This window comes from Streptomyces sp. NPDC028722 (assembly GCF_040637655.1).
Taxonomy (GTDB): domain Bacteria; phylum Actinomycetota; class Actinomycetes; order Streptomycetales; family Streptomycetaceae; genus Streptomyces.
On record NZ_JBEZWU010000008.1, the window covers coordinates 173,848 to 198,586 of the forward strand.

Genomic DNA, 24,739 nt, shown 5'->3' on the forward strand with positions numbered 1-24,739 from the left:
GGCGCGGGGAACTGCGCGCCCGGCCACGGACATCCCGCACCCGGCGACGGACACCCGCGCCCCCCACGTCGGCCGGCCGGCCGCGGGTCAGCCGCCGTTCGGTGCCCGGTGCGGCGGCTGGTCGGGCGCGGCGCGGCGGACCAGCGGCGGTATGGCCCGGACGGCCGGTTCGTCGGTGCTGATCCTCAGGGACTCCCCGTGGTGGCGGATGGTCAGCGGCGGCCCGTCCAGCAGCGCGTACGTCGCCTTGTCCGCGCCGATCTCCACCCGCAGCCGGCGCCCGCGGAACTGGACGTGGAAGGCGAGGCGGCTCAGCCGCTCGGGCAGGCGGGGCGCGAACCGGGGCCGGTCGCCGTCGCGGCGCATGCCGCCGAAGCCCGCGACCAGCGCCATCCAGGTGCCCGCGAGGGAGGCGATGTGCAACCCGTCCCGGGTGTTGTGCTCCAGGTCGTGCAGGTCCATCAGCGCGGCCTCGGTGGTGTAGGCGTAGGCGAGGTCCAGATGGCCGGTGCGGGCGGCGATGACGGCCTGGCAGCAGGCGGACAGTGAGGAGTCGCGCACGGTGAGCGGCTCGTAGTAGGCGAAGTTCCGGGCGATCTGCTCCTCGTCGTACTCCTGCTCGAAGTAGTCCGCGCAGGTGTACATGGCCAGCACGAGGTCGGCCTGCTTGACGACCTGTTTGCGGTACAGGTCGAAGTAGGGGAAGTGGAGCAGCAGCGGGTACTGGTCGGCGCGGGTGCCGGCGAAGTCCCAGCGCTGGTAGCGGGTGAACCCGGCGTGCTGTTCGTGGACGGCGAGTTCGTCGTTGTAGGGCAGGTGCATGGTGTCGGCGGCGTCCCGCCAGGCGGCGCTCTCCTCGTCGTCCACGCCGAGCCGCCGGGCCTCGCGCGGATGGCGTTCGACGGCGTCGGCGGCGGCGCGCAGGTTCTGCCGGGCCATCAGGTTGGTGTACGTGTTGTCGTCGGCGACCGCGCTGTACTCGTCGGGGCCGGTGACGCCGTCGAGGTGGAAGACGCCGTGCCGGTCGTGGTGGCCCAGCGACCGCCACAGCCGGGCGGTCTCCACCAGCAGTTCCACGCCGGTCTCCCGCTCGAAGGCGGTGTCGCCGGTGGCCTCGACGTACCGGACGACGGCGTCGGCCACGTCGGCGTTCACGTGGAAGGCGGCGGTGCCGGCCGGCCAGTACGCGGAGCCCTCGGGACCGGCGATGGTCCGCCAGGGGAACGCGGCCCCGGCGAGCCCCAGCTGGGCCGCGCGTTCGCGGGCCTCGTCCAGGGTGTTGTAGCGCCAGCGCAGTGCCTCGGCGACGGCGGCGGGCGCGGTGTGGGTGAGCACGGGCAGCACGAACATCTCGGTGTCCCAGAAGGCGTGTCCGTCGTACCCGGAGCCGGTGAGCCCCTTCGCGGGGATCGCGCGCTGTTCGGCGCGGGCCCCGGCCTGGAGGACGTGGAAGAGGGCGAAGCGGACGGCCTGCTGGACCTCCTCGTCGCCCTCGACCTCGACGTCGGCGCGGGCCCAGAAGTCGTCCAGGCAGGACCGCTGGTCGTTCAGCAGGCCCTGCCAGCCGTCGTGCCCGGCCGCGGCGAGCGCGGCGTCGACCTGGTCGGCCATCGCGGGCAGGGAGCGGGCGCCGGACCAGCCGTGGGCGACCAGCTTCTCCACCCGGAGGGTCTGTCCGGGCTCCAGTACGGAGGTCACGGTCAGCCGGGCGACGTCGATGCCGCTCTCGCTGCGGGTGGTGGTGCGGTCGGGGCCGGTGACGACGTGGTCGGCGGCGACGGCGACCCTGAGGCCGCTGCGCCGGGTGCGGTGCACCAGCCGCAGCCGGTTGCCGGCGGCGAAGCCGTCCTCCTGTTCCAGCGGGGACTTCAGCGCCCTGGCGGCGCGCGGGTCGCCGTCGGACTGCGGCAGGCTCTCGTTGGCGACCAGTTCCGACTGGATCACCACCCGGCTGCGGCTGTCGACGGCCTCCACCTCGTACGCGACCGCCGCCACCGCCCGCTGGGTCAGCGACACCAGCCGGGTGGAGCGCACCCGGACGGTGGAGCCGGCCGGCGAGGTCCACTCGCAGGTCCGCTCCAGGACGCCACGGCGCAGGTCCAGCACGCGCTCGTGGGCGACGAGACGGCCGTAGCGCAGGTCGAACGGCTCGTCGTCCACCAGCAGGCGCAGGACCTTGCCGTTGGTGACGTTGATGACGGTCTGCCCGGACTCCGGGTAGCCGTAGCCGGCCTCCGCGTAGGGCAGGGGGTGCACCTCGTGGACGCCGTTGAGGTAGCTGCCGGGCAGGCCGTGCGGTTCGCCCTCGTCGAGGTTGCCGCGCCAGCCGACGTGCCCGTTGGACAGGGCGAACACCGACTCGCTCTGGGCGAGGACGTCCAGGTCGAGGGTGGTCTCCCGGACGGTCCAGGGCTCGACGGCGTACGACCGCTCGGTGATCACTGCTTGTCTCCCAGCTCGGCGAGGTCCCGCACGACGGTGTCGGCGCCGTGCTTGTACAGCGCGTCGGTCTGGCCGACCCGGTCGACGCCGACGACGTACCCGAAGCCGCCCGCGCGGCCCGCGTCCATGCCGGCCAGGGCGTCCTCGAACACGGCGGCGCGGGACGCCTCGACGCCGAGGTCACGGGCGGCGGCCAGGAACGTGTCGGGGTGCGGCTTGCCCGGCAGGTTCCGCTCGGCGGCGACCACGCCGTCGATGCGGGTGTCGAAGAGGTGTTCCGCGCCGACGGCGCGCAGCACGTCCCGGCAGTTGGCGCTGGAGGAGACGATCGCGGTGCGCAGCCCGTGCGCGCGGACCGCCTCCAGGTAGCGCAGGGTGCCGTCGTAGGCTTCGACGCCGCCGGTGCGGATCTTCTCCAGCAGCAGTTCGTTCTTGCGGTTGCCGACGCCGTGGACGGTGCGGGCGTCGGGCGGATCGTCCGGGCCGCCCTCGGGCAGGTGGATGCCGCGCGAGTCGAGGAAGGCGCGGACGCCGTCGGCGCGGGGGCGGCCGTCGACGTACTCGTCGTAGTCGGCGTCGGAGAACGGCCTTCCCTGCTCGCCGTCGTAGGCGCGCAGCAACGCGTCGAACGTCTCCTTCCAGGCCGCCGCGTGCACGACGGCCGTCTTGGTGACGACCCCGTCGAGGTCGAAGAGACAGGCCTGGATGGTGTCGGGCAGACCGAGCTGAGTCATACCCAGCACTGTTCCCCGTAGGAAGCGCTCCAGTGGGTGGCGCACGCCACATGTTCGGCGAACGGGCCACCTGTGCGGCGAACGGGCGATGCCACACTTGCCCGTGTGTCCCTGACCTTCGACGACCTCCTCCGCCGTGCCCGCGCCCTGCCCCGGGGCGGCGGGCGTGCCCTGCTCGGCATCGCGGGCAGCCCGGGCGCGGGCAAGACGACGCTCGCCGCCCGCCTGGTGGACGCCCTGAACGGCGACGGCCCGCCGTGGGCGGTGCACGTGCCCATGGACGGCTTCCACCTCGCCGACGCCGAGCTGGACCGGCTGGGCCGCCGGGGCCGCAAGGGCGCGCCGGACACCTTCGACCCGGCCGGGTACGCGGCGCTGCTGCGGCGCCTGCGCGAGGAGACCGGCGAGGTGGTGTACGCGCCGGCGTTCGAGCGGGTGCTGGAGCAGCCGCTCGCGGGCGCGATCCCGGTGCCGCCGACCGCCCGGCTGGTGGTGACCGAGGGCAACTACCTGCTGGTGCGGGAGGGGGCGTGGGGGCGGGTGCGGCCGTGCCTGGACGAGGTGTGGTTCTGCGAGACCGACGAGGACGAGCGGGTGCGCCGGCTGATCGCCCGGCACAAGGAGTTCGGCAAGGACCACGCGGCGGCCGTGGCCTGGGTGCGGGGCACGGACCAGCGCAACGCCGACCTGATCGCGGCGACCCGGGAACGGGCGGACCTGGTGCTGCCGGCCGCCCCGCCGCCCCCGGCGGGCTGACGCGCGGGCGCCGGCACGGACGGCCGGGGCGCGGCGTACGACGAACGGTGCACGCCTCGTGGGTGCGGCCCCGCCGGGGGTCGTCACCGGCCGGGACGGCCGCGTCCGGGACGGCCCCGGCCGCAGGTGCCGACGACCGGGTCCGCGTACGGCGGTGCGCGCCTCGTGCGTACGGCCGGACCAGGTCCGTCACCGGAAGGGACGGCCGCACTCCCTTCGTACCGGCCGGCGGCGGGCTCGCGCGCGCCCCGTCGACGGTGCCGGTCGCGTAGACGTCCCGGCGGGTCCCGGTCGTGCGGCCGGTTTCGTGTCGGGCGGGGTGAACTCCGCCGGGCCGTGGGCCGTACCGGTGTGTACGGCAGAAGGTCTGCCGGTACGACTTGTGCGGCGGTGGCGGGAGCGGTGCCCCGGCGGGACCGTGACCGGGCCCTCGGGCGCTGGTCCGGCGCGCGGGCCGGTGCCACCGTGGGACGGACGATGACGCGCGAACAGCACCTGGTCCTCACTCCCCGGGCTCCGGCCGCGGAGCCGGTACGGCGGGCCCGGGCCGCCCGGTACGCCCGGTACGCCCGGCTGCGCCGGCACGGGCGCCGGCTGACGCCGCTCCTCGTCGTGCTGTTGCTGGCGCAGATGGCCGCGGCGATGGTCACCACGGCCGTCCAGCAGACCCCCACCATCGACGAACCCGTGTACGTGGCGACGGCCGCCGACTACCTGCACACGCACCGGGTGCGCTACAACCCCGAGCATCCGCCGCTCGGGAAGCTCCTGATCGCGGCCGGGGTGGCGGTGGCGGACCCGCGCTACGACCCGGCGTTCACCGGCGACCAGGGGGAGGCGGGCCGGCGGCTGCTGTACGCGTCGGGCAACGATCCCTGGCGGGTGATGCTGTGGGCGCGGCTGCCGGTGATCGTGCTGACCCTGTTGTGCGGGCTGGTCGCCTTCGCGTTCGCCCGGGAGGTGGCGGGCCCGGCGGGCGGACTGGTGGCGCTCGCCCTGTACGCCTTCTCGCCCGACCTGATCGCCCACGGTTCGCTGGCCACCCTGGACGTGCCGGCGGCCGGGTTCGTGCTGGTGTCGGCCTGGCTGGTGTGGCGGGCGCGGCGGCGGCCCGTCCCGTACCTGCCGGCGGCCGGGGCCGCGCTCGGGGCGGCCGTGGCGACGAAGATGAGCGCGCTGCCGGCGGTGCCGGTGCTGATGGTGCTGGCGGCGGCGTCCGCGGTGGCCGCCCACCGGTCCACTCGGGCCGCGAGGTCCGGCCCGCGTCCGCACCGGTCCGCCCCGGCTGCGAGGTCCGCCCCGGACCCACACCCGTCCGGTCCGACGACGGGAACTGCCCCGGACCCGCACCCGACCACTCCTGCCGCGGGACCCGACCCGCACCCGCACCCGTCCACTCCGGCCGCGGCATCCGCCCCGCACCCGCACCCGTCCACTCCGGCCGCGGCATCCGCCCCGGTCACGCGCCGTTTCTTCCTGGCCTTCCGGCCGCACCGGCCCGACCGGTGGGCCAGGCCGGACCGGCCGTGGTCCGGGGGCCGGCGGCGGCCGGTGGGGGCCGCGCTCCTGGGCGCCGCGGTCGTGGTGCTGGTGGCGCTCGCCGTCGTCTGGGCCGCGTACCTGGCCGTCGATCCCCGGCTGCGGTTCACGCCCGCCGAACCCGTCCCCGCCGTCCACGGGCTGCGCGGGCGGCTGGTGGACCTGCTGCCGGTGCCCGAGGCGTACCGGGCGGGGATGCGGGTGCAGTTCGGGCTGGAGGACTATCCCTGGCATGGCTATCTGTTCGGGCACGTGTACACCGGTTCGCTCTGGTACTACCTGCCGGCCGCCCTGCTGGTGAAGACGCCGCTCGGACTGGCGGCGCTGGGCGCGGCCGGCGCGGTGGCGGTCGTGGCGGTGCGGCGGCTGCGGCCCGTGGCGCCGTACCTGCTGTTGCCGCCTCTCGTCCTGCTGGCGGTGGCGATGACCGGGGCGCGGGACTTCGGCACCCGGTACGCCTTGTTCGTGCCGATGTTCTTCGCGGTGGCGGCGGGCTGCCTGCCCGCGCTGCACCGGGACCGGGACCAGAACCGGGGCAGGCACTGGGCCCGTCCCCTGATCTGCGCCCTCGTGCTGTTCGAGGCGGCGAGTTCGCTGCGGGCGTTCCCGTACTACCTGCCGTACGCGAACGAGGCCTTCGGCGGCCCGGCGCACACGCACCGGCTGCTGCACGACTCGAACGTGGACTGGGGACAGGACCTGGGCCGGCTCGCCGACCGGCTCCGGCAGCGGTACCCGGGCGAGCGGGTGTGGCTGGTGTACAAGGGCAGCGGAGTGCCGTCGTACTACGGCATCCACGCCGCCGATCCGCGCCGGGTGCCGCCGGAGCGGGTGCACGGACTGCTGGTGGTGTCCGACTCGGCCGTGGCCAAGGCGCGCGGGAGGCTCGCCGAACTGATCGCCGGCAGCCGGCCGGCCGGCGAAGTCGGCCATTCCATCAGCCTCTTTCGGCGGTGAGCCCGCTGACTCAACCCCCTGGTCACGGCGGTCGGTGAGCTATGTTGAGTGCTCGTGGGAGACAAAGGAGGCCGACCGGTGCCCTCGCCGCAGCAGGCACGCGCACAGGCATCAGCTATCACGTCGGGCAAGACCGTGCCCGAGGCCGAGGCCTCCCCGACGTCCCGGCTCCGGGAACTGTTCGACGGCCCCCGTCTGTCGCCGGGGCAGCGGCGCATCGCCCAGTACCTGATCGAGCACATCACCGAGGCCGCGTTCCTGCCGATCACCGAGCTGGCGGACCGGGTGGGAGTCAGCCAGCCCTCCGTCACCCGCTTCGCCGCCGCCGTCGGCTTCAGCGGCTATCCCGCGCTGCGGGAGAGGCTCCAGTCGATCGCGCTGAGCGGCCTGGCCGGCGGGCCCGGCGAGGAGGACCGGGCCAACGAGCTCCAGGCGGCCGTCGACGCGGAGATCCAGAACCTGGAGAACCTGCGGCGCGACTTCGCCGACCCCGACCGGGTGATCCACGTCGGCCGCGAGCTGTCCCGGTCCACCCCGCTGACCGTGCTGGGTCTGCGTATCTCGGTGTCGCTCGCCGAGTACTTCGGTTATGCCGCCCGCCGTATCCATCCCGACGTACGGCTGGTGACGCGGGGCGGCAGCGTGGCCTACGACGCGCTGCTCCAGGCCCGTGAGGCCGGCGGCAGCTGGGTGCTGGCCTTCGCGATGCCCCGTCACTCGCAGGAGACGCTCAACGCCCTGAGGGTGGCGCGCGGTGCCGGCCTGCGGGTCGCCCTGGTGACCGACCTGGCGCTCGGACCGCTGGCCGACGAGGCGGACGTCGCCTTCGCCACCGGCACCGGTTCGCGGCTGGTGTTCGACTCCTATTCGGCGCCCGGGGTGCTGGCCGCCGCGCTGCTCCAGGCCATGACCGACGCCGATCCGGAGCGCACCCAGGCCCGGCTGGAGAAGTACGAGCAGCTGTCGGACCACCACCAGTTCTTCCTCCGGGACTGAAGCGGGCCTGCCGCACCGGCCGCATGGGCGGTCACGGCGGCCGATCCTTCCGCGCGGGCCGCACATACGTGAAGATCTTGCGGTCTCCCACCCCCTGAACGGGGACGATTCACCACAGACTGCGCATGAATTTTTTCATACGTCTTGCAAACTGGACGGCATATATAAATACTGCTCACGGACCGCACCCGGTCGGCTCCGGGCACGGCCGGCACCGGCACCCGGGACCCCCGCACGGTCACCCCGCGGCCCGCCGTCCTACCCACGTCGGCGCCCGGGGTGTTCCGGGGCGCGTCGCCTGCGCGAGGCGCCCGGGGCGGCCCCGGCCATCCCCTGGGCCGGGGCCGCCCCGAACCCGTCGACCACCTCCCGACGCCGCACACCGGAAGCGATGATCATGCCCCTGACCAGCACGCGCATCAGTCCCGACTGGCCCTGTCAGGTCAAGACGCCGGGCTCGTACGACTGGGAACGCTCGGCGGCCAAGTGGCTGCGCGAACTGATCCCGGCGCGCTACTCCAGCTATCCGGCGCTCATCCGGCACCCCGTCCTGCTCGCCCGGCACGCGCAGATCCAGGTACAGCAGGAGATCCGGGTGGCACGGACGGCCCTCCAGACCGCGCGGGCCGAACTGCCGGTGCTCGGGCTGCCGGAATCGGTGATCGAGCACACGATCAAGATGTACGCGGCCGAGGTCCTCCAGCTCCAGCACATCGCCCGCAGCGTCCGCGTGGTGAGCGAGGCGCTGGCCGGCCGCGGCACGAGCCGCTGACCCCGCAGCCCCGCTCCGAGCCGACCCGTCCGTCCCGGGCCCCCCGCCCTCGCACCCCGTCGGCGCCGCCGCCCGGGCCGTCGCGCCCTGCCTGCGCCGCGGCGTGTGTCCGGCCGTTCCGCACTCCCGTCCGCGCCTCCTCCGGCCCCGTTCGCCCTCTTTGGCGCGACCCGCTCCCGCGGTCAGAAATCTTGTCAGACGGTCATATAAACCTGGACCTGGCAGACGAGTGATCGAACGACCTCAGGTGTGCAATGCTCGTCGCGTGACGAGCGAGCCCGTGCCCCCGGTGGACCCCGGCACCAGCGCCGATGTCGCGGCGCTGGCCAAGGTCGTGGCCCGGCAGCGTGCCGAGATGGAACGGCTGCGGGACCGGGCGGCGACCACCGCCGTGCTGGAGCGGGCCAAGGGCGTGCTGATGGCCCTCACCGGGTGCATGCCGGACGCCGCGCAGAAGGAGCTGACGCGGCGGGCCAAGGACGGCAACCGCACCCTCCTCGAACAGTGCTGGCTCACCCTGGGCAGCCTGTCACGCCCGGACCGGCCCGCCGCCACGGCACCGGCCCCGCCCGACGTCACGGAACCCGCCCCGCCCGCCGGCACCGGATCCCGGGCGACCCCGCCCGCCGCCACCGTGGACCTGGCGGAGGTGCTCGGGCACGCCGGCCGGGACCTGGTCCGGGTCGGCTCGCCGCACGAACTGGCCGAATGCCTCCTGGACCACCTCACTCCCGAACTGGGCGCCGACGCCGTGATGCTCTACGAGCGGCTGCCCGAGGGCGGGCTCGGACTGATCGGGCACGCCGGCGTCGACACCACCCTCGCCGCCCAGTGGCGTCACGTGCCGCCGATGACCGGGGTCGCCGCGCTGGACGTCCTGCGGTCCGGGGAGCCGTGCTGGCTGGAGGATCCCGCCGCGGACAGCGAGCGGTACCAGCTCATCGGCGAGCCCCCGGAGCGCTGGCCCTCCCGCGCGTGGCTGCCCGTGCCGGCCGGGGACGCGGCCTCCGTCGCCCTCGGCGTGCTGCGCCGGCGTCGCGGGCCGTTCACGACGCGCCAGCGGGAGCTGCTGCGGGCCATGGCCCGGCTGAGCGCGGGCCGCCTGCGGGCCTTCGACGGGCCGCGGGAGCGTGCGGCCGAGAGCGTCGCCCAGAGCGTGCAGGCGGTGTTCGACGCGCTGCCCGGCGCGATCACCCTGCTGACCCCGCTGCGGGACACCTCCGGCCGGGTGGAGGACTACCGCATCGACGCCGCCACCCCCGGGGCGGTCGACGTGTTCGGCCGGACCGGCCGGGACATGGTCGGCAGCCACATCCTGGAGAGCTATCCGTCGGTCGCCGGGGAACCGCTGTGGCAGGGCTATCTCCAGGCGCTCGCGACCGGGGTGCCGTTCGAGGGCGAGCCCTTCGCCTACCAGGACGTCATCGACGGCGTTCCGGTCACCACCACCTACTCGGTACGGGCGGCCCCGCTGGGCGACGGCCTGGTGGTGACCTGGCTGCGGCACGACGGGACGGACCGGCAGGAGCAGCGCCTGGCCGACGTGCAGCGGCTCGGCAATCTCGGCTGGGCCAACTGGAACCTGATCACCCAGGAGATCTCCTGGGCCGCGCAGACGTACACCGTGCTGGGCCGGACCCCCGGGCGGCCGCCGGTCAGGCTGGAGAAACTGCCCGGCCTGGCCGTACCGGAGGACGCGGGCGCACTGGCCCACGCGATCGCCGGACTCGTCCGCCACGCGCACCCGTTCGACGTGCCGTTCCGCGTCGAGACGGCCGCGGGCGTCAGGCATCTGCGGATGGTCGCGGAGGCCGTCACGGCGCCCGACGGCACCCCGGTCGAGGTGCACGGCTTCGTCCAGGACCTCACCGCGCAGCGCAGCGCGGAGCTGGCGCTGGTGGAGAGCGAGCGCGCGATGCTGCTCCAGCGCGGCATCCTTCAGGCCGAACGGGCCCTGGCGACGCGGCTCCAGCACGCCCTGCTGCCGCTGCCCAGCAAGCCGGTGCAGCTGACCGGGCTGCGCGTCGAGGTCGCCTACCTGCCCGCGCAGGCCGGGATCCACGTGGGCGGCGACTGGTTCAGCGCCATCGAACTGCCGGACTACGACGCGCTGTTCGTGGTCGGTGACGTGGCGGGCCACGGCATCGACGCCGTGGCCACCATGGCTCAGCTCCGGTTCACCGCGAAGGGCATGGTCAGCACCGGTTCGTCGCTGACCGGGGCCCTGGCGCGGCTCAACCGGCTGTTGCTGCACTCCCGCGACAGCCAGACCACCGCCACCATGGTCCTGGCCCGCTACGACGCCGGGGAGCACGTCCTGGCCTGGGCCCAGGCCGGGCACCCGCCGCCGCTGCTGGTGCGCCGGGGCGAGGTGCGCTACCTCGACCGGCCCGCCGGCATGCTGCTCGGCGCGACCGGCTCCCCCGTCTACGAGTCGGCGGAGCTGCGTCTGGAACCCGGTGACCGGCTCCTGCTCTACACCGACGGTCTGGTGGAGCGTCCCGGCGAGGGGCTCGACGCGGGCTTCGACCGGCTGGCCGAGGCGGTGCGCGCCCACGGCCGCGGCGAGTCCGCCTCCCTGGAGGCGCTGCTCGCCACGATGCTGGCGGACGAGCGGCGGGACGACGTGTGCGTGCTCGACATCCGGATGCCGGCGGAGGACGAGCAGGACGCGACGGGGGCCGCGGGCGGCCGAGGGTGAGGTCCCCGCTCCCCGTGCGTCAGTCCGCGGGATGGCCGGCCTCGATGGTGACGGCCTGGGAGAGCCGCAGCAGCGGTCCTTCCCGGCCCGTACCCGACCGGACCGGGTCGAGCACGAAGCCGACGTGGTCGCCGCCGTCGGTGCGGTGGAGCACGCCGCCGACGAGCCAGGCCGCCGCGTCGTCCAGGACGGCGGTGCCGCCGGGGCCCTCCCGCCAGGCGAGCCGCGCGAACTTGTCGGTCTCGTCGCCCGTCTCCCCGCCGAACAGCTCCGCCAGGTCCCGCTGGTCGCCGGTGAGCAGATGGACGGTGAGGTACTGCGCGGCCCGGGCCACCCGGTAGGTGCGGTTGGCCTTGGACAGCCACACGGCGAGCCGGGGCGGCTGGAGGGAGCACTGCGAGGCGAAGCCCACGAGGCAGCCGGCCCGCTCGCCGTCCGCGACCGCCGTCACCACGCACATGTCAGGGTCCAGCCGCGCGAAGAAGCCCGCCACGTCCCCCTGACCGGCCTTGTCTCCCTGACCGGCCTTGTCCCCCGGGCCGTTCCGGTCCGTCTGCCCGTTGTCGTCCACGCCGGCACCCTCGTCCCGCCGATCCGTCCGGTCCACCCCGGCACCTCCGTCCGCCCTGCCGATCCGCTGCCGGCTCCCGGCGTCGCTGCTTGTTCCCGGTGTGCCGCTCATGAATCGTCGCCGGTGCCGGTGCGTGACTCCAGCGCGCGGCGGGTGTCGTCGCCGTAGACGCCCTTCTCGTCGCCGCTGATGCCGTACCAGAGCTGGAAGCGGGCCACGGCCTCGGTGAGTGCGGGGTCGTAGGTGCCGTCGGTGGTGCCGTCGCGGTAGACGTCCGGGATGCGGAGCAGGCGCCGCTGTAGTTCGGTGACCGGAGGTCCCGTGTCGCCCTGGCGGAGGGTGCCGGGGCCGTCGGGATCGGGCGCGGTGGCGGCGGACGGCGGGGCGGACGCGGTGGCGGGTGGGGCGGCCGTGGTGGGCGCGGAGGCCGTGCTCGGCGGCGGGACCGGCGGGGCCGCGGCGGCCTGCTGGCGGCCGGGGAGGAGCAGGGCGCAGCCGAAACCGGCGAGGGCGGCCGCCGCGACGGCCACGGCGACGGCGGCCCGGCGCGGTCCCGGTCCCGGGCCGGACGCACCCCGGGCGGGGGCCTTCGGGGGCCGGACCGGGCCGACGCCGGACACGCCGCGGGCGGAGGTCCGCGGGAGACGGCCCGGGCCGGGGCCGGAGGCGTTCCGGGCGGGGGCTTGCGCGGGCCGGGCGGCGGGCACCGGCGGAAGTTCCGTGGTGTCCTCCGCGGCGGGAAGCGGGTGGGGGGCGGGTGCCGTGCCGGAGGGCTCGTACGTCACCGGGTCCGGGCGGATCTCCCGCATCAGCTCGGCGAGGGCGTCGAAGCGGCGGGTCCGTATCACCCGGATGGGCTCCAACGCCGGTGAGGGCGGGGGCCGTTCGGGATCGGTCGGTGTCGGCACCTGGCTCTCCTTCCGTCCCCCGGGTACGGGGCTCGCGCGGTTCCCGCCCTGGGATACGGCGCCCGCGACGGACCCGTTCAAGGCCCGGCCCCTCCCCCGCCGAGCGTCCGGGTCACGCCGGGACGGGGCTGGGCGCTCCCTGCACGAACCGGTTCAGGGACGCCGTGAACGCCGTGACGAAGGCGTCCTGGGCCTCCTCCGGCAGCGCGTCCAGGGACAGGTAGGGGTTGAGGTCCTCCAGTTCGACGAGCAGCAGGCCGCCGTCGGCCGTGCGGCAGGCGTCGACGCGCTGGATGCCCTGCCCGAGGTCGTTCCAGTCGATGAAGCGCCGGGCGAACTCCAGGTCGGCGGCGGTGGCCGCGTAGGGCCGCAGCTCCCAGCGGCGCCGTGGGTCGGGGGCGTACAGGGCGTACTGGAAGTCGTCGTCGACGAAGTAGAACGACACCTCGTGGACGAAGTCGACGCGCGGCTGGATCAGTACGTCGGCGGCGGCGAAGGAGGCGATCCGGCTTGCGGGCACGGTCCGCAGCCCGAGGGAGTCCGCGCCGAGCCTGGGCTTGACCACGTACCGCGCGACGGGCGGCAGCAGGTGCAGGTCCTCGACGCTGCCGACGGTCGGGATGACGGGGAAGCCGGCGGCGGTGAGATCGAGCAGGTACTGCTTGCCGGCCATGTCCGCCTTGCCGGTGAGCGGGTTGTACACCCGGGCGCCGGTGGCCAGCGCCCGCGCCCGGAAGGCGTCGTACTCCCGCGGGTAGCCGAGCACGGGGCCGCTGTTGCGGACGACGACGGCGTCGTGACCGGCCATCAGGGCCGCCGCGTCCAGCGGGTGACACAGGGCCAGGTCGAAGTGGGCGCGCAGCCGGGAGGTGAGGTGGATGTCCTCGTCGCAGTAGCGGCGCCCGCGGGCCCGGTACGCCAGGTCGGTGACGTAGAGCAGGCGGGGGCGAGCGGCGGGCATGGGAGGTCTCCTCGGGGCGGTGCGCGGCCGGTGCCAGCGGGGTGCAGAAAGGTTACGCCGCAGGGTACGGGCGTTGGAGGCCGCCCCCGGGCAGCCGCCCGGGAGCCGTCCCTCACGTCCCGGCCGCCCGCCAAAGAAGCACTCAGTTCCCCCGAAAGGCCACTGTCGTTGCACTGAGTGTCATAGAAGCGTCCCGGGTGCTACGTTCCCGTTCATGAGCTCCAGCAGCGCGGCGCCGGCCGCGAAGCCGCCGATGCGGGACGCCCTGGTGGCGGCGGCCTTCCGGCTCTTCCTGGAACGCGGGTACGAGCAGACCACCGTGGACGACATCGTGGCCCTGGCCGGTGTCGGCCGGCGCTCGTTCTTCCGCTACTTCCCCTCCAAGGAGGACGTGGTCTTCCCCGACCACGAGCGCTGCCTGGCCGACATGACCGCCTTCCTCGGCGCGGGCGGCCCGGAGCACGAACCCGTGCGGCGGGTGTGCGACGCGGCCCGGCTGGTGCTGCGGATGTACGCCGAGAACCCCACCTTCTCCGTGCAGCGCTACCGCCTCACCCGGCAGGTGCCGGGCCTGCGCGCCTACGAACTGTCGGTGGTGTGGCGCTACGAGCGCGCGCTCGCCGCATACCTGCGGGGCCGGTTCGCCGGACGGCCCGACGGCACCCTGCGGGCCGACGTGATCGCGGCGGCGGTGGTCGCCGCGCACAACAACGCCCTGCGCTCCTGGCTGCGGTCGGACGGCACGGGCGATCCGGGCGCGGCGGTCGACCACGCGCTGGGCTATGTGCACAGGACCTACGGCGGGCCGGCGGACACCCCGGCGGCGTCCGCGCGGTCCGGCCCGGCGGGGTCCGGGGAACGGGAGGCGCAGTCCGACGAGGTGGTGGTGCTGGTCTCCCGCCGGGACGCCCCGCTGTGGCGGGTGGTGCAGGAACTGGAGACGGCGCTCGGCCGCGGCTGACCCCCGGCGCGTCCACCGCCCACAAATCTGGGTACGGAGTGCCTTTACGAGTGACACTCAGTGCCATACTCTGTCGGCGTGCGCGGTGGCACGGCAACCGCGCCTCCGCGTGCCGGTCCGCGCCGGGCACACGGGATTCCGGCCGAGCGCGAGGAGTTGACCAGCGTGTACCACCACTCAGCAAGCACCGCGCATCCGGCGGCCGGGTCCGCGACGGGTGTCCTGGACCCCGTCTCCGTGGACTCCCAGGACGCCATCCTCTTCCAGCGCTGCACCTGGTGCGGCACGGCGACGTACCACCGGCTGCTGTGTCCGGTGTGCCAGGGCAGCGAACTGCGCACGGAACGCAGCGAGGGCGTCGGCACGGTCCGCCACTCCACCGTGGTGCACCGCAACACGCCCGCGGCGCGCAACGTGTCGCTGATAGAGATGGCCGAGGGGTTCGTCGTCCGGGGCCGGGTCATGGGCCCGCCGGTCGGGATCCACAGCGGCGACCGGGTCCGGCTGTCCACGGCGAAGGACCCGGTGCGCGGTGAACCGGTCTTCCAGTTGCTGGACGAGCCCTACCGGGCCTGGACCTGACAGCACCGTTCCCTGGGACCTGACCTGACGGCCGCGCACCGCGGCACCCCTGCCTCCGCACTCCCCGCCGCACCCGTCCGCGTGCCCCGGCGTCCCCGCTGTGATCCATCACCTCCCGCGCACAGGCAACCCGCAGCCTCCGCTGTTCATCCTCCGGGGGCGAGGGGCGTCCCGGCAGGCCCGGGGCGCCCGAGGTCGGGGTTCGAGGAGGAACAGTGGTCCGTGCCCGGCACATAGGGGTGGCCGCCGCCGCGTTACTCGCGGTGGCGGGAGCGACCCCGGGGGTGGCGACAGCCCAGCCCCAACGAGGGCTGGTTGACAGGGGCTTGACGGTCACGGACGACGGGCCGCTGCCGCCGGGATGGCGGCTCGCCGGCCGGAGTCAGGCACCGCAGCTGGTGTGGCGGTCGGACCGGCCGGTGCCGATGGGCGACGCGCGGGTCGAATTCCGCTCCGGCGGGCACCTGTTGGGCGTGCCGCGGCCAGGCACGGACGGGCGCACCTTCCGGCTGCCGCTCGACGGGCGGCGGACACCGGGGCTCGGCGGGCTGGAAGTCTGGTCCGGCGGACGGCGGCTGGACGCGCGGGACAGCACCGGCACCGCGTCGGCGGCGCGGCTGCCGGCCCCGCTCCCCGCGAACGGCGTGGACCCGGGCAAGCCCGGCTCGTTCCGCACCAGGACGGGCGAGTACACACTGAAGTCGGTCCGCCTGCCGGGCTTCTCGAAGCCGGTGGAGATGCGCGCGGTGGTCGTCGCGCCGGTCGGCGCCGCGGGGAAGCGCCCGCTCGCGCTGTTCCTGCACGGCCGCCACTCCGTCTGCTACAAGGGCCGCGACGACACCACCGGTGACTGGCCATGCCCGGCCGGCACCGAGCCGGTGCCCAGTCACCGCGGTTATCTGCGGGACCAGAGGCTCCTGGCGTCCCAGGGCTACATGACCGTGTCGATCGCCGCCAACGGCATCAACGGGCAGGACTTCGCCGCCGAGGACGGTGGCGCGCAGGCCCGCTCCTCGCTCGTGCGGCTGCACCTGGCCCGCTGGGCCGACTGGACCGAACACCCCGCGACGGCACCGGCCGTGGTGCGCGAGGCGCCCCGCGCCGACCTGTCCCGGGTGCTGCTGGTCGGCCACTCGCGGGGCGGCGAGGGCGTCGACCGGGCCGCCCTGGACAGCCTCACGCCACCACCCGCGGACCAGGACGGCTACCACGGGCCGGTGCGCTGGAAAATCCGCGGCACCGTCCTCATCGGCCCGACCGTCTTCGGGCAGAACCCGGTGCCCGACGTGCCGTCGGTGACGATCCTGCCGGGCTGCGACGGTGACGTCTCCGACCTCCAGGGCGAGGTGTACGTCGACGGCACGCGCGCGGTCGGCAACGGCACCGCGCTGCACAGCGCCGTGTACGTGATCGGCGCCAACCACAACTTCTTCAACTCCGAGTGGACCCCCGGTCAGGCCGCGGCGCCCGCCGAGGACGACTTCTCCGACGACCCCGGGCAACCTGACCCGGTGTGCGGCAAGGGGGCCGCGACCCGGCTGACCGCCGACCAGCAGCACCGGGCCGGTTCGACGTACATCGCCGCCGCCGCGCGGCTGTTCCTCGCCGGGGACGACCGGGTGCGTCCGCTGCTGGACGGTTCGGGGAAGCGGGCGCCGTCGGCGGACCCGGCGCGGGTGCTCAGCCACGCGGTGGGGGCCCGCCGGAGCGGCGGTCTCCTGCCGGACTCAGGCGTGTCGGTGACCGGTGGCCGGCTGTGCGACGCGGTGTCGCCCACCGCGGCCAAGGCCTGCCTGAACCAGGGCGCGCGCGGGCAGTCACCGCACTTCGCGCAGTGGGCGATCGACCGGGAGGCCGGCCGGCACGCGGTCGCGCTGCACTGGACGCGCGCCGGTGCCCCGGTCCGGGTGAGCGCGGCGAAGCCGGTGTCCCTGTCCGGGGCGAAGGCGCTCGCACTGCGGCTGTTCGTGCCGCCGAACTCCCGGGGGACGCGGCTGGACGTGTCCCTCACCGACGCCGCCGGCCGGAAGGCGAACCTCGGCCGGGTGCAGGTGGACGGGCTGCCCGGCAGCGAACGGACCGCGTCCTACTGGGCGCGGGAGATCCGGGTGCCGCTGACGGCGGCCACCCGCGCCGGACTCGCTCTGGGTTCGGTCAAGTCCATGGAACTGACGCCGCGTTCGGCGTCCGGACGGGCCTGGCTGATGGACGCGTGGGGCTGGCGGCCCGGAACGCCCGCGGTGCGCGCCGACGCGCTGCCGCGCGTGGACGTCGGCCGGACCACCGTGGACGAGGGTGACACGGGTGTGCGCACCTACCGGGTGCCGGTCCAGGTCACGGGCACGGGGGGCAGCGGTCAGGTCCGGGTGTACGTCGTCGACCCCGCCACCGGCAGGGCCGAGGACCGCCTGGTGACGGTCCGCCCGGGCGGTCAGGGCGTCGACGTACCGGTCCGGGTGAAGGGCAACACGCGGTACGGCACCGACGTGTCGTACGACGTGCTGGTCAAAGCGGTGCGGGGGGCGGTCGTCGGCTCCTACCGGGGCGGGATCACCGTCCACGACGACGACCCGGCGCCCACGATGACCGTCACGCCCGTCGCCGGCAAGGTGACCGAGGGACAGCCGCTGAAGTGGCGGGTGTCCCTGTCCGAGGCGGTCGACGTGGACATGAGCGTGTACTTCGGCGTCGTACCGGCGACCGCGCCCGAGCTGTCCACCAAGGACGTCCCGGCGCGCTGGCTGCGGGACACGGCCGGCGCGTCGCCCGATCCCGCGCGTCCGCTGTCCAAGGTGGACGGCCTGTACCTGTGGGCGGACATCGCTCCCGGGCACACCGGCGCCGACATCACCGTACCGACGGTGAAGGACCGGGTCCGTGAGCCCGCCGAGTCGGTGCGCTTCGGGCAGCTCGACCCGGAGACCGGGAAGCCGATGCCCGGCGGTCTGGAGCTGTCGGGGTCGGTGCTGGACGCGTCGTAGGACGCCCGTCCCGGGTGGCCCTCAACGGGCGGGGGTCACCCGGATGCCGACCGTGCCGTCCCGGCCGCGCCGCAGCCGGCTGCCCAGCAGGGTGAGCCGGCCGAGGATGCCGTACTTGCGGGCGATGAGGGCGCGGTAGCGGTCGGTGGTCTCCGGGCCGGTGATCTCGGCGGTGGCCGGCAGCTGGTCGCCGGTGGGGTTGCCGCGTACGTCGCAGGGGCCGACGAGGACATCGGGGCGGCGCCGGATCCGCTTGACCTTCCAGCTGTCCGCGGCCGTCCACACGCCGAGCGTGTCGCCGTCCCGCACCACCCACACCGGGGTGGCGACCGGGGTGCCGTTCTTGCGGTAGCTGGTCACCAGCAGGTACTTGCCGGAGCCGAGCCGGTCGAGCCGCGTGTCGTCCATGCCCGGCAGTCTAGGAGTCCGTCCGCCGCCCGGGGAGGCCGCGGTACGGTGGGCCGGCGGGGCGTGCCCGGTCAGCGCAGGGACGCCGCCATCCGCCGTACCGCCTCGGTGAGGATCCCGGGCGAGGTCGCCAGGTTCAGCCGTGCGTGCCCGGCGCCGCCGGTGCCGAAGGGAGGGCCGGGGCTGAGGGCGACCCGGCCGCGGTCGAGGAAGACCTGGGCGGGATCGTCGCCGAGGCCCAGGGCCCGGCAGTCCAGCCAGACCAGATAGGTCGCCTCGGCGGGGTACACGCGGATCGCGGGCAGGTGCGCGGCGAGCAGGCCGGTGAGCAGCCGCCGGTTGTCCTGGAGGCCGGCCAGCAGGGCGTCCAGCCAGGCGGTTCCGTCGCGCAGGGCGGCGGTGTGCGCGATGACACCGAGGTGGCTGGGACCGTGCCCCACCTCCTCGGGCAGGCACGCGAGGTCGGCGGCGGCCTCGGGTCCGGCGACGGCGAGCGCGGCCTTGAGACCGGCCAGGTTCCACCCCTTGGACGCCGACATCAGGGACAGGCCGCGGTCGGCGCCGGGCACGGCGAGGTACGGCACGAAGGTGACGCCGGGGGCGACGAGCGGGGCGTGGATCTCGTCCGCGACGACCCGGACGCCGTACCGCTCGGCGAGGGAGGCGACAGCCGTCAGCTCGGCCGCGGTGTGCACCGTACCGGTGGGATTGTGCGGGCTGCACAGCAGGTACGCGGCACGGCCGGGCCCGGTGGCCACCTCCTGGAACACCCCTTCCAGGCCGGGCAGGTCGATGCGCAGACCCGCGTCGAGCGGGGCCTGCACCACCCGGCGGTCCAGGTGCTCGGCGAACTGGAAGAACGGCGGATACACCGGCGGGTTGACGACTACCGGATCGCCGGGCCCGGTGACCAGCTTGAGCATCTCGACCACGCCCAGCATCACGTCCGGCACGATGGCGGTGCGCTCGACGGCGAGACCGTCCCAGTTCCACCGCTCGGCGGCGAAGGCGGCGAGGGCCTCGGCGTAGGCGGTGCCGGCCGGATACCCGGTGTCGCCGAGGGCGAGCGCGTCGGTGACGGCGCGGACGACGGGCTCGGCGAGCGGCACGTCCATCTCGGCCACCCACAGCGGCAGCACGTCATCGGGGTAGGTGCGCCACTTCATGCTCGTACGGCGTCGCAGCCGCTCCAGGCCGAGCGTGCGCAGCGGATCCGGCTCGCCGGGGGTGCTGTGCGGGATGCTGGTCATGAGGCTCAAGATAGGGGGTCGGGGCGTGAGCGGGAACGGGAGCGCCGGGACGGGCGGGTGGCGCGGGACGGCGGCGGAGGGCCGCCTGCCCGAGGTCGCCTGTGACGAGTCGGGGTCGGACGGGGAGAACCTGGTCGGCGGGAACACCGATGTGTTCGCGCACGCCAGTGTGGCGCTGCCGTGGGACGTGGCCGCGGAGTGCGTGCGGGAGATCCGGCACCGCGTCCGCTCGCCCGCCGAGGAGTACAAGGCGAACCACCTGCTGCGGGAGAAGCACCGTGCGGTGCTGGAATGGCTGCTCGCGCCCGGCGGGCCGATCCACGGGCGGGCCCACGTCCATCTGACGCACAAGGCGTTCTTCGTGGTCGACCGGACCGTGGGCCTGCTGCTGGACGACGCGGCGGACGCCGTCCCGCTGTTCCGGCTGGGGCCGGACACGTTCGGGCCGGACGGGTGGCACGCGTTCCTGGTGGCCGCCAACCGGCTGCTGCGGGTCCGTCCCGGCGGGGACCCTGCCGACGCCGGGGAGCCGTTCTTCCGGACCGTGGACGCCCTGGTCCGGGCCCGCCCGGAGACGGAGGCGGCGCGGACCCTGCGGCGGCTCGGGGCGGGCCGGGCACGCGCGGACGACTATCTGGCCCGCGTGCGGACGGTCCCGGCGCTGTTCCCGGTGCTCAATCCGCTGTTCCCGGCGATCCGGCTGACGGCGGCCCACTGGAGTGCCGGCGGGCGGCCGGTCATGCTGGTGCACGACCAGCAGAACGCGCTGACGCCGGGGCGGATCGCCCGGCTCGTGCAGGCCGCCCGGCGGGACGGGACCGGGCTCGGCGGGCTGCGGCTGGTCGACTCCCGGGACGACGCGCGGGTGCAGATCGCCGACTTCCTGGCCGGGATCGCCCGCAGGATCGCCTCCGACGAGCTGGCCGGCCGCGGGGATCCGGACCTCACCGCGGGTTTGCGGCCCTACGTGGGCGCGGAGTCGGTGTGGGGCGACCCGCACAGCTGGTCCCGGCTGGCTCCGACGGCGGCCGGCCCGGGGGCGGGGGCGGACGCCGACCGGGGTTTCTGAGCCGCCTGTCGACCGGCAGGGCATGCTCGGTCGGCAGGGCGTGCTCGGTCGACAGGGCGTGCTCGGTCGGCAGGCCGCCTTCGACCGACAGGCCGCGCTCGGCCGACAGGCCGACAGGTCACGCTCGACCGACAGGGCTTCATGGTGTGCCTCTCCGCGGAGAGGGCGGCCGTCGGCAGCCGGAGGGCGTCGTCCTGTCCGGCGGGCCGAGCGCAAGCGCCGATCGGGCGGGGGGAGTTCGCCGGGGGCGGTGAACGCCGTGGCCCCGGGCGCCGTATGGAGGGGCGGGCCCCCGACGACCCGGGGGTCCCGCGCTGCCGTTACGGGCGGCGTGCGTTCGGGTTCGGCTTGGGAGCCATGCATGCGGCACGCACGACGACGGGTCGTCCGGCGACTGACACGGCTGACGGCGGTCGGCGGACTCCTCCTGGGGGGCGCGATGGTCACCCAGGCGGCCATGGCGAGCGAGACACCGCCCGGCTCCGCCGGAGTGCTCCACGCCACCGGCGGCACCGGGGACACCGGAGCCGCCCTGGTGGCACGGCTCGGCACCGCCCGTACGGCGGGCAACTGGGTCGGCGCCGACGGGCGTCCGGTCGTGGCGGTGACCGACGACGCGGCAGCGCGGGCGGTGCGGCGGGCCGGAGCCGAGGCGAAGGTCGTGCCGCACAGCATGAACGAGCTGAAGTCGGCCACGACGTCGCTGGGTTCGGCGCCGCGGGTGCCGGGCACGGCGTGGGCGGTGGACTACCGGACCAACCGGGTCGTGGTGCGGGCCGACCGCACGGTGTCCGCCGGTGACTGGTCCCGGCTGACCCGGGTGGCCGCGGGGATCGGGAGCTTCGTGCACATGGAGCGCACGAAGGGCGCGTTCACCACGCGGTTGAACGGCGCCCTGCCGATCCTGTCGACCGGCGGTCGCTGCTCGGCCGGCTACAACGTCACCAACGGGCAGTCCGACTTCATCCTCACTGCCGGTCACTGCGGGCCCGCGGGATCCACCTGGTTCGCCGACAACCAGGGTGACCGGCAGCTGGGCAACACCGTGAACAGCGTCTTCCCCGGCAGCGACTTCTCGCTCGTGCAGTACGCCTCCGGCAAGGCCGGCGCGGGCGCCGGGGTCGTCGCGATCGGCGGCGGGAAGGGCGTGCGGATCACCGGGGTGGCCGATCCTGCGGTGGGGCAGCGGGTGTTCCGCAGCGGCAGCACCAGCGGTCTGCACGACGGCCGGGTCACCGCGCTCAACGCGACCGTCAACTATCCGGAGGGCACGGTCACCGGACTCGTCGAGACCACGGTGTGCGCCGAGCCGGGTGACAGCGGCGGCCCGCTGTTCTCGGAAGGCATCGCGCTCGGGGTGACCTCGGGCGGCAACGGGGACTGCACGGCGGGCGGGACGACGTTCTTCCAGCCGGTGACCAAGGCGCTGACGGCGCTCGGTGTGCGGCTGCTCGTGTCGGCGCAGGACGCGGGCGGTGCGGGCGGTGGCGCGAGTGCGGCGCCCTCCCCCGCGCCGTCGGCCTCCGCGGCGCAGGGTGGGATGGCGCCGAACGCGGCGTCGCCGGGCACCTCGGCGCCGGTCACGGGCACGTCCGAGGGCAGCACCCTGCTGGCGCGGCTGACGGACACCCGCAACATCGGGCCGGGGCTGCTGGTGATCGCGGGCAGTCTGATCGCGCTGGTCGCTACCCGGTTCATCCGGTCCGAGCAGGACCGCAAGGCGTACCGGCGGCACTACTCGGCGACGTGGGGCTGACGGGGCGCCGGCCGGGCCCCGGTACGGGAGGCGCCCGGCGCGGTGCCGGGCCGGAGGTGCTGCGAGAAGGGCACCCGTGCGCTCACGGGTGCCCTGGGCGGTACGGCGCGGTGCGCGCGGGTCGGTCAGGCCGCCCGGTGCGACTGCGGGGCCGCGGCGGCCCACTCCAACACGAGGCGCTGGTACTCCGCGCGCTGCTCGGTGCTCAGTGTCCCGCCCGACCGGCGCCACAGGGCCCGGATCTCCTCGTTGACCTCCGCGGCCGATCGCTCGGAGGCGGTTGCAACAGTGGTGGACATGCTGTGAAGCATATGCCGGACGACGTGAAGGCGCTGTGAGCAAGCACCTCGAATACGGACATTTCGGACCGTGTTGCTCATCACGTCAACAGGTCGACCGGAAGGGGTACTTTCTATCGGTTCCGCTGCCGGATCCCGGCTCACGCCGCCGGGCGGCGCCCGCCGGGATCCGGGGGCGCCGCCCGGCGCAGGCGCGGTCGGCCGTGGCTCAGGTGCCGGGCTTGCGGCCGTAGACGAAGACGTCGTCGCCGTTCCTCAGCAGCGACCAGTACGCCTTGGCCTCCGCCGGCGTCATGTTCACGCAGCCGTGCGAGCCCGGCGGGTTCCACATGCTCAGGCCCACCGAGTGGAAGGCCTGGCCGCCGTTGAAGAACTGGCTGTAGGGCATCGGCACGTCGTAGAGGTTGGAGACGTGGTCGATGTCGCGCCAGTAGATCTTCGTCAGGCCGGTACGGGTCTCGAAGCCGTCGCGGCCGGTGCGCACCGGCACCGGACCGTGGACGAGCTTCGCGCCGTCCTGGATCCAGCTGAGCTGGAGCGTGAGGTTCACGCAGGCGATACGGCCCTTGTTCACCGGGCACTTGCCGTCCTTGTTCGGCTTGTTCCCGACGGCCTTCTGCTTGTTCATGAGGTCCATCACACCCCAGGTGACGGACCCGGCGTAGCCGATGTTCGGCGTGATGCCGTGCTTGTTCTGGAAGGCCTGGACGGCCTTGCAGTCGGCGGCGGACTGCTTGCCGTCGACCGGCCGGCCCAGGAACCGCTCCACCTGCTTCTGGTACGGACCCGCCTGCGAGGTGCAACTCGCGGCCTGGGCCGGTGCCGCGGTGAGCGCCAGCGTGAGCGGCGCCACCAGTCCGGTGACGCCCACTGCGACGACGCCTCGTCTGCGTGTGTCCCCCATGACGGCCTCCCCTTCTCCCCTTGATCGCCCGGGGTCTCCACCGGGTGTCTCCCAGCGCACTTCCCACGGTCTCGCACTACTAGACCCGGACGGGCCGGGGAAGGTTGTGTTTCCGGTCACCTGTGACGAAATGGTGAACTTCGCCACCGGGTGGCGGTATAAGGGCGCGTGGCGATGGCCCCCGGGCCGGTCAGGGCTAGTGGACGGCCGCGTGGAAGCCGGTGTTGACGGTGGTGAGGCCGCCGTCGACCACGAGGGTGGTGCCGGTGATCCAGGCGGCGTCGCGGGAGGCCAGGAAGGCGACCGCGGCGGCGATGTCCCGCGGCTCCCCGACCCGGCCGAGCGGGTACAGGCCGCGCACGGCGTCCAGTTCGTCGTCACGCCCCTCCCACGCCGAGGTGCGGACCGTGCCCGGAGCCACGAGATTGACCCGCACCCCCCGGGCGGCGGCGTGCCCGGCGAGGGTCCGGGTGAGGGAACCGAGGCCGGCCTTGGCGGCGCTGTAGGCGTGGTTGCCGAAGTCCTGGAGGCCGTTGACGGAGCCGACGCTCACGATCGCCCCGCGGCCGGAGGCGGCCAGGTGCGGCAGGGCGGCGCGGCAGCAGCGGTAGGCGCCGGTGAGCGTGACGTCGAGGTCGCGGGTCCACGCCTCGTCGGGGTCGTCCTCGAACAGCGGGACGTCCGCGGTGCAGTGGGCGGCGCTGTTGACCAGGACGTCGAGGGAGCCGAACACGGTGACGGCGCGGGCGACGGCCGCCTCGACGGCGGCGCGGTCGGCCACGTCACAGGCGAACGCCTCGGCGGCCAGGCCCTGTCCGCGCAGTGTCGCCGCGGTCCGCTCGGCCTCGGGCAGGTCCCGGTCGGTCACCAGGACCCGGCCGCCCTCCTCGGCGAGCCGCCGGGCGACGGCGGCGCCGATGCCGCGGGCGGCGCCCGTGACGAGAACTCCGTGTCCTGCGAAGCGGGTCGGATCAGTCATGGGCCGACAGTACGGCTGCGGCGGCGGCCTTTCACCGGTACGGCGGCCCCCGACCGTCCGGCGCCCGCGCTCACGGGCACCCGGTGACGTCCGCCGGCTCACCCCCGCGTCCGGCAACTCGGCCACGCACCGTCAGGCGTCGGGCCCCGCCGGCTCGACGCGGCGGGCGCCACCGTGTGCGTCAGCGCACGCAGCACCCGCGCCCTCGCTCGC

20 protein-coding genes are annotated in these 24,739 nt (G+C 74.7%); 10 read left to right on the forward strand and 10 right to left on the reverse strand.

Features of this window, described 5'->3' with window-relative positions; all coding sequences use genetic code 11:
* Positions 1-87: 87 nt before the first annotated feature.
* Together AB0F03_RS15545 and AB0F03_RS15550 are read right to left on the reverse strand one after the other, a co-directional pair.
* Positions 88-2,442: a glycosyl hydrolase family 65 protein gene (locus tag AB0F03_RS15545; RefSeq protein WP_361991197.1), complete on the reverse strand. Its 2,355-nt coding sequence runs from the start codon at positions 2,440-2,442 to the stop codon at positions 88-90.
* A complete protein-coding gene (locus AB0F03_RS15550) occupies positions 2,439-3,176 on the reverse strand; it encodes a beta-phosphoglucomutase family hydrolase (RefSeq protein WP_361991200.1) in 738 nt (245 codons plus the stop codon). The genes AB0F03_RS15545 and AB0F03_RS15550 overlap by 4 nt, the downstream gene beginning before the upstream one ends.
* A 105-nt stretch (positions 3,177-3,281) precedes the next feature.
* On the opposite strand from AB0F03_RS15550, the gene AB0F03_RS15555 reads away from it, so the two are divergent.
* The 5 genes from AB0F03_RS15555 to AB0F03_RS15575 all read left to right on the forward strand — a co-directional run bounded on the left by AB0F03_RS15555 (position 3,282) and on the right by AB0F03_RS15575 (position 10,897).
* Positions 3,282-3,932: a nucleoside/nucleotide kinase family protein gene (locus AB0F03_RS15555; RefSeq protein WP_361991203.1), complete on the forward strand. Its 651-nt coding sequence runs from the start codon at positions 3,282-3,284 to the stop codon at positions 3,930-3,932.
* Positions 3,933-4,409: 477 nt separating this feature from the next.
* Positions 4,410-6,428 (forward strand): phospholipid carrier-dependent glycosyltransferase, encoded by a 2,019-nt coding sequence (locus AB0F03_RS15560; protein ID WP_361991206.1) that lies wholly within the window; start codon positions 4,410-4,412, stop codon positions 6,426-6,428.
* Between the two features lie 78 nt (positions 6,429-6,506).
* On the forward strand, positions 6,507-7,424 hold the full coding sequence (locus AB0F03_RS15565; RefSeq protein WP_361991209.1) for a MurR/RpiR family transcriptional regulator: 918 nt from the start codon (positions 6,507-6,509) through the stop codon (positions 7,422-7,424).
* Positions 7,425-7,815: 391 nt separating this feature from the next.
* Positions 7,816-8,196: a hypothetical protein gene (locus AB0F03_RS15570; RefSeq protein WP_356822797.1), complete on the forward strand. Its 381-nt coding sequence runs from the start codon at positions 7,816-7,818 to the stop codon at positions 8,194-8,196.
* Positions 8,197-8,485: 289 nt separating this feature from the next.
* Positions 8,486-10,897: a SpoIIE family protein phosphatase gene (locus AB0F03_RS15575; protein WP_361991521.1), complete on the forward strand. Its 2,412-nt coding sequence runs from the start codon at positions 8,486-8,488 to the stop codon at positions 10,895-10,897.
* Between the two features lie 19 nt (positions 10,898-10,916).
* Here AB0F03_RS15575 and AB0F03_RS15580 read toward each other — a convergent pair whose 3' ends face one another.
* The 3 genes from AB0F03_RS15580 to AB0F03_RS15590 all read right to left on the reverse strand — a co-directional run bounded on the left by AB0F03_RS15580 (position 10,917) and on the right by AB0F03_RS15590 (position 13,337).
* Positions 10,917-11,357, reverse strand: a complete 441-nt coding sequence (locus tag AB0F03_RS15580) for a flavin reductase family protein (protein WP_361991524.1) — start codon at positions 11,355-11,357, stop codon at positions 10,917-10,919.
* 218 nt (positions 11,358-11,575) lie between these two features.
* Entirely contained in the window at positions 11,576-12,376 is an 801-nt protein-coding gene (locus AB0F03_RS15585; RefSeq protein WP_361991213.1) for a peptidoglycan-binding domain-containing protein, read from the reverse strand.
* Positions 12,377-12,488: 112 nt separating this feature from the next.
* Positions 12,489-13,337: a hypothetical protein gene (locus tag AB0F03_RS15590; protein WP_361991216.1), complete on the reverse strand. Its 849-nt coding sequence runs from the start codon at positions 13,335-13,337 to the stop codon at positions 12,489-12,491.
* A 214-nt stretch (positions 13,338-13,551) separates the two neighbouring features.
* Between AB0F03_RS15590 and AB0F03_RS15595 the strand changes: the two genes are divergently transcribed.
* From AB0F03_RS15595 to AB0F03_RS15605, 3 genes are all read left to right on the forward strand, one after another.
* Complete coding sequence (locus AB0F03_RS15595; protein ID WP_361991218.1) at positions 13,552-14,298, forward strand: TetR family transcriptional regulator; 747 nt, start codon at positions 13,552-13,554, stop codon at positions 14,296-14,298.
* A 165-nt stretch (positions 14,299-14,463) separates the two neighbouring features.
* Complete coding sequence (locus tag AB0F03_RS15600) at positions 14,464-14,880, forward strand: zinc ribbon domain-containing protein (protein ID WP_361991220.1); 417 nt, start codon at positions 14,464-14,466, stop codon at positions 14,878-14,880.
* Positions 14,881-15,095: 215 nt separating this feature from the next.
* On the forward strand, positions 15,096-17,861 hold the full coding sequence (locus AB0F03_RS15605; RefSeq protein ID WP_361991223.1) for a hypothetical protein: 2,766 nt from the start codon (positions 15,096-15,098) through the stop codon (positions 17,859-17,861).
* 21 nt (positions 17,862-17,882) lie between these two features.
* Here the strand turns inward: AB0F03_RS15605 and AB0F03_RS15610 are convergent, their stop codons facing one another.
* The gene (locus AB0F03_RS15610; protein WP_361991226.1) at positions 17,883-18,269 is read right to left on the reverse strand and encodes a PPOX class F420-dependent oxidoreductase; all 387 of its coding nucleotides are present in this window, start codon (positions 18,267-18,269) and stop codon (positions 17,883-17,885) included.
* Positions 18,270-18,340: 71 nt separating this feature from the next.
* Complete coding sequence (locus tag AB0F03_RS15615; protein WP_361991229.1) at positions 18,341-19,519, reverse strand: aminotransferase class I/II-fold pyridoxal phosphate-dependent enzyme; 1,179 nt, start codon at positions 19,517-19,519, stop codon at positions 18,341-18,343.
* A gap of 85 nt (positions 19,520-19,604) precedes the next feature.
* On the opposite strand from AB0F03_RS15615, the gene AB0F03_RS15620 reads away from it, so the two are divergent.
* On the forward strand, positions 19,605-20,588 hold the full coding sequence (locus tag AB0F03_RS15620; protein ID WP_361991527.1) for a hypothetical protein: 984 nt from the start codon (positions 19,605-19,607) through the stop codon (positions 20,586-20,588).
* A gap of 361 nt (positions 20,589-20,949) precedes the next feature.
* Positions 20,950-22,344, forward strand: coding sequence for a S1 family peptidase (locus AB0F03_RS15625; protein ID WP_361991232.1), 1,395 nt, complete (start codon positions 20,950-20,952; stop codon positions 22,342-22,344).
* A gap of 125 nt (positions 22,345-22,469) precedes the next feature.
* On the opposite strand, the gene AB0F03_RS15630 is transcribed toward AB0F03_RS15625, so the two are convergent.
* The 3 genes from AB0F03_RS15630 to AB0F03_RS15640 all read right to left on the reverse strand — a co-directional run bounded on the left by AB0F03_RS15630 (position 22,470) and on the right by AB0F03_RS15640 (position 24,526).
* Positions 22,470-22,655: a hypothetical protein gene (locus AB0F03_RS15630; protein ID WP_356822814.1), complete on the reverse strand. Its 186-nt coding sequence runs from the start codon at positions 22,653-22,655 to the stop codon at positions 22,470-22,472.
* A gap of 196 nt (positions 22,656-22,851) precedes the next feature.
* The gene (locus AB0F03_RS15635) at positions 22,852-23,547 is read right to left on the reverse strand and encodes a L,D-transpeptidase (RefSeq protein ID WP_361991235.1); all 696 of its coding nucleotides are present in this window, start codon (positions 23,545-23,547) and stop codon (positions 22,852-22,854) included.
* 196 nt (positions 23,548-23,743) lie between these two features.
* The gene (locus tag AB0F03_RS15640) at positions 23,744-24,526 is read right to left on the reverse strand and encodes an SDR family NAD(P)-dependent oxidoreductase (RefSeq protein WP_361991238.1); all 783 of its coding nucleotides are present in this window, start codon (positions 24,524-24,526) and stop codon (positions 23,744-23,746) included.
* Between the last annotated feature and the right edge of the window lie 213 nt (positions 24,527-24,739).